Below are 12,462 nucleotides of genomic sequence, written 5' to 3'. Positions count from 1 at the left end.
CCGCTACGAAGTCAAGCATTTAATTGTGCTTTCTTCGTCGAAGTTCTCAGTGGAACCCCGCTGACCCGGCGGCTTGTAATCCGTTGTTCCGTGTCAGTGGAGGCGCATTATAGGGAGTTATTTCAGGCTGACAAGGGGAAATTTAAAATAATTTTCCGAGTGATTATTTTTTATACTTTACGTTTATTTTGACACCGTTTTGTGGGTTAACTGAGCGATTTCCCGCGCGAAACCCGCAACCTGTTCCCAATCGGTATACACCACTTCTTTATTCGCATCCGTTTCACCGCCTGACATCTTCATTATCAGTTGGATCATAACGCGGTCATACCAGCGATAACGGGGATACCGCAAAGCACCGGCAATAACTGCGCTACGATCTGGCCGCCACGGCGAACTCATCAGGAACTTGCGCGCATAGCTGTTAGTTTGAGGCGTACGTTTTTCCGGTTTACGGGCAACCAGGTTAACGGAGTAGAACGCACTCGGCATCGCATTCAATCGCGTGGCATGCTTTTTCACAAATTCCTGGAAAGCAGCATGGTAATGACCATAGCGAATCGAGGCGCCAATCACCACGCTGTCATAATTTTGCCAGTCGGGCTCCGCGGTACGATGCAAATTAAGCACATCCGCCCAAACACCCAGCTCTTTGAGCTCAGAAGCCAGATACTCGGCGATTTCGCGCGTTTGTCCGTCCCGGGAAGAAAAAAGAATCAGTGTTTTCACGTGTTACTCCATTATTCACGCCAGAAGGTAGGTGTAAAAAGTACCAGCAGAGTAAAGACCTCCAGACGACCAAACAGCATATTGGCAATCAGGATCCACTTCGCTACGGGGTTCATACTGGCAAAGTTGTCGGCAACAACCCCCAGCCCGGGCCCCAGGTTATTCAGCGTCGCGACCACAGAGGCAAACGCAGAGAAGTCATCTACGCCGGTCGCAATAATCGCCAGCATACTGATAATAAAGACCAGCGCATAAGCAGAGAAGAATCCCCATACGGCTTCAAGAATTCGCTCCGGCAACGCACGATTCCCCAGCTTGATACTGTAAACCGCATTCGGGTGTACCAGTCGTTTCAATTCACGGTTACCCTGTTTAAACAGCAGCAGGATACGAATCACCTTCAAGCCACCGCCCGTCGACCCGGCACACCCGCCGATAAACGCAGAACACAGCAACAGCACCGGTAGGAACAGCGGCCAGCGGGCAATACTATCTGTAGTAAATCCGGCAGTCGTCGCCATCGACACTACCTGGAAAAAAGCCTGGTTGATGGTCGTGAGCGCCGACCCATAGGTATTATGTATCCACAACACCAGCGTACAGACAACCACCAGCGTCAACTGTACGCCGATGAACATACGGAATTCCGGATCGCGCCAGTAGACCTTCAGACTACGCCCGCTTAATAAAGAGAAGTGCAGACCATAGTTACAGCCGGAGATCAGCAAGAAGATAGCAATAATCGTATTAATCGTGGGACTGTCGAAATATCCCACGCTGGCATCGTGTGTGGAAAAGCCGCCGATAGCAATTGTGGCAAAGCTGTGCCCAATGGCATCAAACGCGGGCATCCCGGCAAACCATAGCGCCAGCGCGCAGGCCACCGTCAGTAATACATAGATAAGCCACAGCGTTTTTGCTGTTTCGGCAATACGCGGGCGCATTTTATTATCTTTCAGCGGTCCGGGCATTTCTGCCCTATAGAGCTGCATGCCACCCACGCCAAGAATAGGCAGGATAGCCACTGCCAGCACGATGATCCCCATCCCGCCGAACCATTGCAGCATCTGGCGATAAAAGAGAATCGCGTGTGGCAATGAATCAAGCCCCACCAGCGTCGTCGCACCTGTGGTAGTTAATCCGGAAAAGGATTCAAAAAAAGCGTCGGTTATCGTGAGGTTAGGACTTTCCGAAAAAATGAATGGCAACGCACCCACGCTCCCCAGCACGGTCCAAAATAAAACAACAATCAGAAATCCTTCGCGCGATTTCAGCTCGCCCTTCTCTTTACGGTTTGGCCACCACAGCATAGAGCCAATAGCCAGAGCAACGAAGAAAGTTTGGGTAAATGCACGCCCAGCCCCATCGCGATAAATGAGCGCTACCAGTCCGGGGATAATCATTGTCCCCGAGAATAAGATGACCAGTAGTCCAACGATTCGGGTGATGGCGCGAAAATGCATCTCTGCCGCTTCCTTAGTTCTTTAAAATGAGGTGGGGATTATTCTTCAATCGCTAACAATTGCAATGAACCACGACTAAAATCCGCCAGTTTTGCCGAAAATCCATCCACTTTGGCATAAGGAAGCGCCACCCTGAGCCGAACAAAAGCCTGGTAATCACTGGCAATGACTTTACCGTCAAACTGCCCCAACAAAGCTTCAATACCTGCCAACTGACCGTACTCACACTGCAAAGTATATTCGGTTAATGGCGTCTTGCGCTGTGTCGTTAACTGCCGCAGCGCCTGATTCACACCACCACCATAGGCTTTTACCAGTCCCCCCGTACCCAGAAGGATACCGCCGTAGTAGCGCACCACCACCGCGGTAATCTCACCGACGCCGCTCCCCATCAGCTGTGCGAGCATCGGTTTGCCTGCCGTACCCGCCGGTTCGCCATCATCGGAAAATCCCAGCTGTTGCGAGTCATTGGGCGCACCCGCCACCCACGCCATACAATGATGACGGGCATCCGGGTGTTCCGCTTTAACTGACTCAACAAACGCTTTTGCCGCTTCTACACCGTCCGTATGGGCGATCAGCGTAATGAAGCGGCTTTTTTTGATCTCTTCAACGACGCTTACCGGCGCCGCAGGGATTAACCAACTGTCCATTACGCCAGTTTTAAATCCCGGGTCATGTTTTCGATATTGTTTTCGTGGACCACCACGTTGTCCTCAATACGAATACCGCCGAACGGTTTCAGGGCTTCGATTTTCTGCCAATTGAAGTGTTTGCTGAACTGCCCTTCACGCCACGGTGCCAGCAGCGATTCAATAAAATAGATGCCCGGTTCGATCGTCAAAACCATGCCCGGTTGCAAAACGCGGGTGCAACGCAGATAAGGATACTTCGACGGCGCAGCCAGGTGGGTACCGCTGTCATCCTGCATAAAGCCAGCAACATCATGTACCTGCAGGCCCAGCGGGTGACCAATACCGTGCGGCATAAACGGCCCGGTAAGATCGTTTTCAACCATCGCTTCTTCACTCATATCGGTGATAATTTGATGCTTACGTAGCAGTTTCGCGATGCGCTGATGGAACTGAATGTGGTAGTCCACATAGCTGGCGCCCGCTTTCATCGTGGCAATCAACGCCAGTTGCTCGTCATTCACATCCTTCACCAGATGCGCATAGTCGTTGTCGCTTTTCGCCGACCAGGTGCGCGTCAGGTCTGCTGCATAGCCGTTATATTCCGCACCTGCGTCCAGCAGGAAGCTACGGATTTCAGACGGAGCCTGATGATCCAGCTTGGTGTAGTGCAAAACCGAAGCATGCTCGTTAAGCGCCACGATATTGCTGTACGGCACGTCGGTGTCGCGATGACCGGTAGCCGTCAGGTAAGCGAGGTTAATGTCAAACTCGCTCATTCCGGAACGGAACGCTTCTTCCGCGGCACGGTGTCCATTCACCGCCATTTTCTGCGCTTCGCGCATACAGGCCAGTTCGTAATCCGTTTTATAAGCACGGTAATAATGCAGGTAGTCGATCACCCCTTTCGGGTTGATGTTACTGGCCGCGATGTCCAGTTGCAGCGCGCGTTCCGGAACGGGACCGATGTAACCGATATTGCCGCGAGCAGCAGGCAGTTGGCTACCAATACCATCCGCTTTTGGCAGCGCGATGATCTCGATCTCTTCCGTCCAGAAAGAGGTCGGCAGCGGCTCAACGTTGTGCCAGTAATCAACCGGCAGGTAGAACCACAGCTTTGGCTTATTCACACCATCCACCAACAACCAGCAGTTAGGAACCTGCGTTACAGGCACCCAGGCTTTGAACTGCGGATTGACCTTAAACGGATATGGATGATCGTCGAGAAAGACGTTAATCAGCTCACCTGAATGAATAAGTAACGCATCCAGCTTATAGCGTTCCAGCGCGTCGCGCGTCCGTTCTTGTAGGGTAACGATATGATTTTTATAGAGTGCGGCCAGTGATTCCATTTTCTATCCTTCTGTTTTTTTGACCTCAAGTCTCCGCATCTTAGCACATCGCCTTGTGAGTGCGTGATTTCTACCGAGCGTGATCAAATCGTCATTTCTTTAATCATTCATTTGCATTTTTTTAACACAAAATACACACTTCGATTCATCTGGTATGACCAGATCACCTTGCGGATTCAGGAGACTGACATGCTTTACAAAGGCGACACCCTGTACCTCGACTGGCTGGAAGATGGCATCGCCGAACTGGTGTTCGATGCCCCTGGTTCGGTCAATAAACTCGACACGGCCACCGTTGCCAGCCTGGGCCATGCGCTTGACGTGCTGGAAAATCAACCGAATTTAAAAGGGCTGCTGCTGCGTTCTAACAAAGCAGCCTTTATTGTTGGTGCCGATATCACCGAATTCCTTTCACTGTTCCTCGTGCCTGAAGAGCAGTTGAGCCAGTGGCTGCATTTTGCTAACAGCGTCTTTAACCGCCTCGAAGATCTGCCTGTTCCGACCCTCTCAGCGGTAAACGGCTACGCACTGGGCGGCGGCTGCGAGTGTGTCCTGGCAACCGATTATCGCCTGGCAACACCAGACCTGCGCATCGGCCTGCCGGAAACTAAGTTGGGTATCATGCCGGGCTTTGGCGGCTCCGTACGTATGCCACGTATGCTGGGCGCAGACAGCGCTCTGGAAATTATTGCTGCGGGTAAAGATGTTGGCGCTGAGCAGGCGCTGAAAATCGGCCTGGTCGATGGCGTAGTGAAGCAAGACAAACTGCTTGATGGCGCGATTGCGGTATTACGACAGGCAATTAATGGCGATCTCGACTGGAAAGCCAAACGTCAGCCGAAGCTTGAGCCGTTGAAGCTCAGCAAAATTGAAGCGGCCATGAGCTTTACCATCGCTAAAGGTATGGTGGCGCAGACGGCAGGTAAGCACTATCCCGCACCGATTACCGCAGTGAAAACCATTGAAGCAGCGGCCCGTTTTGGTCGTGAAGAAGCGCTGAATCTGGAAAATAAAAGCTTTGTGCCACTGGCGCACACCAGTGAAGCTCGCGCGCTGGTTGGGATCTTCCTGAACGATCAGTTCGTGAAAGCCAAAGCCAAAAAACTCACCAAAAATATTGATGCGCCAAAGCAAGCGGCAGTGCTGGGCGCAGGTATTATGGGCGGCGGCATCGCGTACCAGTCAGCCTGGAAAGGCGTGCCGGTTGTGATGAAAGATATCAATGACAAATCATTAACGCTCGGTATGACCGAAGCAGCCAAGCTACTGAACAAACAGCTTGAACGCGGCAAAATTGACGGTCTGAAAATGGCGGGCGTAATTTCCACCATTCATCCTACCCTCGACTACAGCGGTTTCGAACGTGTGGATGTGGTAGTTGAAGCGGTCGTGGAAAATCCGAAAGTGAAAAAAGCGGTGCTGGCGGAGACTGAAGACAAAGTTCGCCCGGATACGGTACTGGCTTCGAATACCTCCACCATCCCAATCAACGAACTGGCCAGCGCGCTCAAGCGCCCGGAAAACTTCTGTGGGATGCACTTCTTTAACCCAGTACACCGCATGCCACTGGTTGAGATCATTCGCGGCGAGAAAAGCTCGGATGAAACCATCGCCAAAGTTGTCGCATGGGCAAGCCAGATGGGCAAAACGCCAATTGTGGTCAACGACTGCCCCGGTTTCTTCGTGAACCGCGTGCTGTTCCCGTATTTTGCCGGTTTCAGCCAGCTGCTGCGCGACGGAGCGGATTTCCGCAAAGTCGACAAAATCATGGAAAAACAGTTTGGCTGGCCAATGGGTCCGGCTTACCTGCTGGACGTGGTGGGTATTGATACTGCACATCACGCGCAGGCGGTAATGTCTGCAGGTTTCCCACAACGGATGCAGAAAGATTATCGCGACGCGATAGACGCCCTGTTTGATGCTAACCGTTTCGGGCAGAAAAACGGTCTTGGATTCTGGCGCTATAAAGAAGACAACAAAGGCAAGCCGAAGAAAGAAGAAGATGCCACCGTTGATGGTTTGCTGGCAGATATCAGCCAGCCTAAACGCGACTTCAGTGATGAAGAGATTATCGCCCGCATGATGATCCCAATGGTCAACGAAGTGGTGCGTTGTCTGGAAGAAGGCATTATCGCCAGTCCGGCAGAAGCCGATATGGCACTGGTGTATGGCCTGGGCTTCCCTCCGTTCCACGGCGGCGCGTTCCGCTGGCTGGATACGCTCGGCAGCGCGAAGTATCTCGATATGGCTCAGCAGTATCAGCACCTTGGCCCGCTGTATGAAGTTCCGGCTGGTCTGCGTGATAAGGCGCGCCATAACGAACCGTATTATCCCCAGGTTGAGCCTGCCCGCCCGGTTGGCAGCCTGAAAACGGCTTAAGGAGTCACAATGGAACAGGTTGTAATTGTTGATGCGATCCGTACCCCGATGGGCCGTTCAAAAGGGGGGGCGTTTCGTAACGTGCGGGCAGAAGATCTCTCCGCACACTTAATGCGTAGCCTGCTGGCGCGTAATCCGGCACTGGATCCAACCGCGCTGGATGACATTTACTGGGGCTGTGTGCAGCAAACGCTGGAGCAGGGTTTCAACATCGCCCGTAACGCCTCGCTGCTGGCGGAAATCCCGCACTCCGTTCCGGCGGTCACCGTGAACCGCCTGTGCGGTTCATCAATGCAGGCGCTGCACGACGCGGCACGTATGATCATGACCGGCGATGCACAGGCGTGCCTGATTGGTGGCGTGGAGCATATGGGCCATGTACCAATGAGCCACGGCGTTGATTTTCACCCAGGCATGAGCCGCAACGTAGCAAAAGCTGCGGGGATGATGGGCCTGACCGCAGAAATGCTTTCGCGCATGCACGGTATCAGTCGTGAAATGCAGGACGCCTTCGCCGCACGTTCACACGCCCGCGCCTGGGCCGCCACACAGTCCGGCGCCTTTAAGAATGAAATCATCCCAACCGGTGGTCATGACGCAGACGGCGTGCTGAAGCAGTTTAACTACGATGAGGTTATTCGCCCGGAGACAACCGTTGAAGCGCTGTCCACCCTGCGTCCGGCGTTCGATCCGGTGAGCGGAACGGTCACTGCGGGTACCTCCTCCGCGCTCTCCGACGGCGCAGCGGCAATGCTGGTGATGAGCGAAAGCCGCGCCCGTGAGTTGGGTCTGACGCCGCGTGCCCGTATTCGTTCGATGGCTGTTGTCGGCTGCGACCCCTCAATCATGGGTTACGGTCCGGTTCCGGCCTCAAAACTGGCGCTGAAAAAAGCGGGACTCTCCACCAGCGACATCGGCTTGTTTGAAATGAACGAAGCCTTTGCCGCCCAGATCCTGCCGTGCATTAAAGATCTGGGTCTGATGGAGCAGATAGACGAGAAGATCAACCTCAACGGCGGCGCGATCGCCCTGGGCCACCCACTGGGATGTTCCGGTGCGCGTATTAGCACCACCCTGCTCAACCTGATGGAACGCAAAGACGTGCAGTTTGGTCTGGCGACGATGTGTATCGGGTTAGGGCAGGGCATCGCAACGGTATTTGAGCGAGTTTAATCAAAGATAAATTCCCCTAAATAATTCGCGCTGCATCGCGGCGGCAACTGAGCGAATCCCCGGGAACATAGATAACTATGTGACCGGGGTGAGAAAAGGCAGCCAACAAAGAAGCAGTGTGAATTATGACGGGGAAAGGTTTAGTTGCCGTTCTTCCCGCCTGTCAGGGGCGGGTTTTTTATTACTAAATGAATGCAAAAGCATCGCCAAACAGACGGTCTTCACGCGCACTGCGTTCATTGCAGAACAGATCGCGCGCGATTTTGGCCATCTCGAAACGACCAGCAATGTAGATATCGTGTTCAGCCAGAGTACCGTAATCCTGCAATACTGCCGTTAACACGGTGCCCGTACGACCACGCCAGCCGTCTTCAGGCTGTTCCACCACCGGCTCAACGCGCAGGTTCGGGTGATTAACTGACAACGCTTCCAGCTCAGAGAGATCGTAGAGATGTTTCTCTTCGCGCCCACCCCAGTAAATGGTGATATCGCGGTTGGGATTACGCGCCAGCGCGGTGAGCAGAATGGAACGCACGTAAGAAAACCCCGTGCCGCCTGCGATCAGGATCAACGGGCGCTCGTCTTCATCACGCAGCCAGGCTTCGCCATGCGGAATATCGACCTTGATCTCCCGGTCTTTCAGAATGCGGTCCATCACGGCCATGGCATAAAGATTTAGCTCAGAAGCGCCAACGTGCAGCTCAATGAATCCTTTCTCGTCCGGCGTTGATGCCATGGAGAACGGACGCTTATCCCTTTCGTCCATCACGACCATTAAATACTGGCCAGCACGAAAGGAAAACGCCGCGTCAGGCACTAAACGAACGCGATATACGGTGTCAGTGATAGCTTCTACCGAGGTCACTTTACAGCTTAAGGTTGTCATGCGCTCTCTCTGTCGGATCAATAGGCAAAATGATCGCGCCTCAGGCGCTTTTGCCGTCATTAAAGATGGCCAGTTCATCCCAAATAGCGTCAATACGCGCAGTCACTTCAGGATCTTTTTTAATCGGACGTCCCCATTCACGTTGGGTTTCGCCCGGCCATTTATTTGTGGCATCCAGCCCCATTTTTGAACCAAGGCCGGAAACCGGCGAGGCAAAGTCCAGGTAATCAATTGGCGTATTCTCTACCAGTACCGTATCCCGGGCAGGGTCCATACGGGTAGTAATTGCCCAAATCACATCATTCCAGTCACGTGCGTTGACGTCATCATCGCAAACAATAACAAATTTGGTGTACATAAACTGGCGCAAAAACGACCAAACACCCATCATGACGCGTTTAGCATGGCCAGCGTACTGTTTTTTCATCGTCACCACTGCCAGACGGTATGAACAGCCTTCCGGAGGCAGGTAAAAATCGACGATTTCCGGGAACTGCTTTTGCAGAATAGGAACAAATACTTCGTTCAACGCCACGCCGAGCACTGCTGGCTCATCAGGCGGACGTCCGGTATAGGTAGAGTGATAAATAGCATCTTCACGCTGGGTAACATGCGTCACGGTAAAGACCGGGAAGCTATCTACTTCGTTGTAATACCCGGTATGATCGCCATACGGCCCTTCCGGGGCCAACTCACCCGGCTCGATATACCCTTCGAGCACAATTTCAGCGCTGGCGGGTACTTCCAAATCGTTGGAAATACATTTGACCACTTCGGTCTTGGTACCACGTAACAGCCCGGCAAATGCATACTCGGATAATGTATCTGGGACGGGCGTGACGGCCCCCAGAATGGTCGCAGGGTCTGCACCCAGCGCAACTGAAACCGGGAAGCGCTCACCAGGATGCGCCGCGCACCATTCCTGATAATCGAGCGCTCCGCCGCGGTGGGACAGCCAGCGCATAATGAGCTTGTTTTTGCCAATCAACTGCTGGCGATAGATACCCAGATTCTGCCGCTCTTTATGCGGGCCGCGCGTTACGGTTAGCCCCCAGGTAATCAGCGGCGCCGCATCTTCCGGCCAGCAGGTCATAATCGGAATACGATTTAAATCAACGTCATCGCCGGAGAAGACCTTTTGCTGACAAGGCGCACCGCGCAACCGCTTAGTCGGCATGTTCAGCACCTGCTTAAACTGCGGCAGCTTATCAAACAGGTCGCGGAATCCTTTCGGTGGCTCTGGCTCTTTCAAAAACGCCAACAGTTTACCGACTTCCCGTAATGCCGAGACATCTTCTTGCCCCATACCCATCGCAACACGCTTCGGTGTGCCAAACAGGTTACACAACACCGGCATTGAATAGCCTTTAGGATTCTCAAACAGTAACGCAGGCCCACCGGCACGCAGGGTGCGGTCGGCAATTTCAGTGATTTCCAGGTGGGGATCCACCTCAAGCGAAATGCGTTTGAGCTCGCCCTGCTGTTCAAGCAGCGTCAGGAAGTCGCGTAAATCGTGATATTTCATGGCGTCCATTGTGGCCTCTTCGTAAGCGCTTCATTATACGGCGTTCATCATTGTGATGCTGTATTTTTGTTAAATTAGCGTGAACTCTGGCGATGCATTTAAGCTCTGGGAGTATATACCCATTGGGTTTCAGCCTGCTTTGAGACAGGTATAATTAACTTAACTCATGGCTTTTGCTATGCTGGCGCTCAGAACAAGCGGATAAGAGTTATTATGCAAGCCTGGTATTTACTGTACTGCAAACGTGGGCAACTTCAGCGAGCCCAGGAACACCTGGAAAGGCAGGCGGTGAACTGCCTGACGCCTATGATCACCCTGGAAAAAATGGTGCGCGGTAAACGTGCCACGGTCAGTGAACCGCTATTCCCTAATTACATGTTTGTCGAGTTCGACCCAGAAGTGATCCACACCACTACCATCAATGCCACGCGTGGTGTCAGTCATTTCGTACGTTTCGGCGCAACGCCAGCGACCGTCCCTTCTCCCGTTATTCACCAGCTTTCCATCTACAAGCCTGAAGGCATTGTTGATCCGCAGACCCCTCAGCCTGGGGACAGTGTGATTATCACTGAAGGGGCGTTTGAGGGGTTAAAGGCGATTTTCACCGAGCCGGATGGCGAAGCGCGCTCCATGCTGCTGCTTAACCTGTTGAATAAAGAGATTAAGCAGAGCGTGAAAAATACTGGCTTTCGAAAAATATAAGCCGTTAGAAGGCCACTTCGAACAGCGTTCTGACGTTAGCATCAATGGTTGCTGACAACCATTGAGGATCTTCTCCGCGCCAGTGTGCAATACGCTCAAGAATATGTGGCAGGTGCGCCGGTTCATTGCGCCGTGAGGCTGGTTTCGGCATTAAGTCGCGAGGAAGTAGATAAGGCGCATCGGTTTCTATCAGCAGTCTTTCCACCGGGATAAACGGCAGCAGCTCCCGTAGTTCCATTCCCCGGCGCTCATCACAGACCCATCCGGTAATACCGATATAAAGTCCTCGGTCCACGCAGTCCTGCATCTCCTGACGCGAGCCGGTGAAACAGTGCAGCACTGCGCCGGGGAGGCTATCCAGCCACGGCTCCAGTAATGTCAGAAAACGCGCATGCGCATCCCGACAATGCATGAAAATCGGCATCTGCAGTTCAGCGGCAATGCGAAGCTGTGCCTCAAACGCACGCTCCTGCTCTTGCGGGGTGGAGAAATTACGATTGAAATCCAGGCCGCATTCACCAATAGCAACCACCTTCGACTGGTTTGCCAGCGCGATAATCTCGTCTTCCGTTGAGGATTGCCATTGACTGCTGTTATGGGGATGCACGCCAGCCGTGGACCAGCAATGCGGATAATGTTGCGCCAGCTTTAACGCTTGCTGACTTTCGTGCAGGTTTGTTCCGGTCAGAAGCATACCGTTTACGCCCGCAGCAAAGGCGCGCGCCACGACCTCATCCCGGTCTTTCGCAAATTGTGAACTGGTTAAATTAACGCCAATATCAAACATGCTTCCTCCCATATGACAACCGCCCTGACGGGCGGTTGAAATTATTCTTCAGTTTTCTCAGTGGCTTCGGCTTCTTTTGCTTCTTCAGCCTCGTTGTCCTCATCTCGCGTACGTCGCTTACCGACATAGAAACGGGAGAAGAAAACACCCACCTCGAACAGGCAGTACATCGGTATCGCCAACAGCGTTTGCGAGAAAACATCCGGCGGGGTCAGTAACATCCCGACGACAAATGCCCCAACTACAACGTAAGGACGTTTCTTGCGTAAATCGTCAGGCGTCGTAATGCCCATCCAGCATAGCAGGACGATGGCAACCGGAACCTCAAAAGAGACACCGAAAGCCATAAACAGCGCCATGACGAAGCTGAGATAGCTGGCAATGTCCGTCGATACCTGTACACCTTGCGGAGCCGTGTTGGCCAGAAAACCAAACGCCAACGGGAAGACGACAAAGTAGGCGAATGCCATGCCGATATAAAACAATAACGAACTGGAAACCAGCAGTGGCACCACCAGGCGACGTTCATGTTTATACAAAGCTGGCGCAATGAATGCCCACACCTGGTAGAGGATCACTGGCGCTGACAGGATCAGCGACACCATGAAGGTCAACTTGATCGGGGTAAAGAACGGCGAGGCCACATCAGTGGCAATCATCGTTGCGCCCTGCGGCATCTGTTTAATCAGCGGCGCTGCAACCATATGGTAAATGTCGTTGGCAAAATAAACCAACGCCAGAAAGATCACGATTACCGCAATAATGCAGTTCAGGAGTCGCTTACGCAGCTCAATAAGATGCGTGATGAGCGGTTGGGTATCTTCTACAGACATG

General features: G+C 52.9%; 11 protein-coding genes. 3 read left to right on the top strand and 8 right to left on the bottom strand.

Going from position 1 to position 12,462, the window contains the following annotated elements; translation table 11 throughout:
- Window positions 1-183 precede the first annotated feature (183 nt).
- From hemG to pepQ, 4 genes are read right to left on the bottom strand one after another with little or no spacing between them, the layout of a single operon-like run.
- Window positions 184-729: a menaquinone-dependent protoporphyrinogen IX dehydrogenase gene (gene hemG / locus ACU8YC_RS23275; RefSeq protein ID WP_210905524.1), complete on the bottom strand. Its 546-nt coding sequence runs from the start codon at window positions 727-729 to the stop codon at window positions 184-186.
- Window positions 730-740: 11 nt separating this feature from the next.
- On the bottom strand, window positions 741-2,192 hold the full coding sequence (gene trkH / locus ACU8YC_RS23270; protein WP_151220027.1) for a Trk system potassium transporter TrkH: 1,452 nt from the start codon (window positions 2,190-2,192) through the stop codon (window positions 741-743).
- A 38-nt stretch (window positions 2,193-2,230) separates the two neighbouring features.
- Complete coding sequence (locus ACU8YC_RS23265; protein ID WP_151220028.1) at window positions 2,231-2,845, bottom strand: IMPACT family protein; 615 nt, start codon at window positions 2,843-2,845, stop codon at window positions 2,231-2,233.
- On the bottom strand, window positions 2,845-4,176 hold the full coding sequence (gene pepQ, locus ACU8YC_RS23260) for a Xaa-Pro dipeptidase (protein WP_187254157.1): 1,332 nt from the start codon (window positions 4,174-4,176) through the stop codon (window positions 2,845-2,847). Before pepQ ends, ACU8YC_RS23265 begins: the two co-directional genes overlap by 1 nt.
- A 189-nt stretch (window positions 4,177-4,365) precedes the next feature.
- On the opposite strand from pepQ, the gene fadB reads away from it, so the two are divergent.
- Both fadB and fadA read left to right on the top strand, forming a co-directional pair.
- Window positions 4,366-6,555, top strand: a complete 2,190-nt coding sequence (fadB, locus tag ACU8YC_RS23255; protein WP_252839016.1) for a fatty acid oxidation complex subunit alpha FadB — start codon at window positions 4,366-4,368, stop codon at window positions 6,553-6,555.
- Between the two features lie 9 nt (window positions 6,556-6,564).
- A complete protein-coding gene (gene fadA, locus ACU8YC_RS23250; RefSeq protein ID WP_151220031.1) occupies window positions 6,565-7,728 on the top strand; it encodes an acetyl-CoA C-acyltransferase FadA in 1,164 nt (387 codons plus the stop codon).
- A gap of 184 nt (window positions 7,729-7,912) precedes the next feature.
- Here the strand turns inward: fadA and fre are convergent, their stop codons facing one another.
- Together fre and ubiD are read right to left on the bottom strand one after the other, a co-directional pair.
- Window positions 7,913-8,614: an NAD(P)H-flavin reductase gene (fre, locus tag ACU8YC_RS23245; protein ID WP_151225768.1), complete on the bottom strand. Its 702-nt coding sequence runs from the start codon at window positions 8,612-8,614 to the stop codon at window positions 7,913-7,915.
- A 40-nt stretch (window positions 8,615-8,654) separates the two neighbouring features.
- A complete protein-coding gene (gene ubiD / locus ACU8YC_RS23240) occupies window positions 8,655-10,148 on the bottom strand; it encodes a 4-hydroxy-3-polyprenylbenzoate decarboxylase (protein ID WP_187254155.1) in 1,494 nt (497 codons plus the stop codon).
- A gap of 204 nt (window positions 10,149-10,352) precedes the next feature.
- On the opposite strand from ubiD, the gene rfaH reads away from it, so the two are divergent.
- Entirely contained in the window at window positions 10,353-10,841 is a 489-nt protein-coding gene (gene rfaH / locus ACU8YC_RS23235; protein ID WP_151220032.1) for a transcription/translation regulatory transformer protein RfaH, read from the top strand.
- A 4-nt stretch (window positions 10,842-10,845) separates the two neighbouring features.
- Here rfaH and tatD read toward each other — a convergent pair whose 3' ends face one another.
- Both tatD and tatC read right to left on the bottom strand, forming a co-directional pair.
- On the bottom strand, window positions 10,846-11,628 hold the full coding sequence (tatD, locus tag ACU8YC_RS23230; RefSeq protein WP_151220033.1) for a 3'-5' ssDNA/RNA exonuclease TatD: 783 nt from the start codon (window positions 11,626-11,628) through the stop codon (window positions 10,846-10,848).
- A 41-nt stretch (window positions 11,629-11,669) separates the two neighbouring features.
- The gene (tatC, locus tag ACU8YC_RS23225) at window positions 11,670-12,461 is read right to left on the bottom strand and encodes a Sec-independent protein translocase subunit TatC (RefSeq protein ID WP_003017884.1); all 792 of its coding nucleotides are present in this window, start codon (window positions 12,459-12,461) and stop codon (window positions 11,670-11,672) included.
- Window position 12,462: the final 1 nt, after the last annotated feature.

The organism is Citrobacter sp. VF227 (assembly GCF_052950715.1).
Note: the sequence above shows the minus strand (reverse complement) of the source record. Positions and strands in the feature narration are given on the sequence as shown.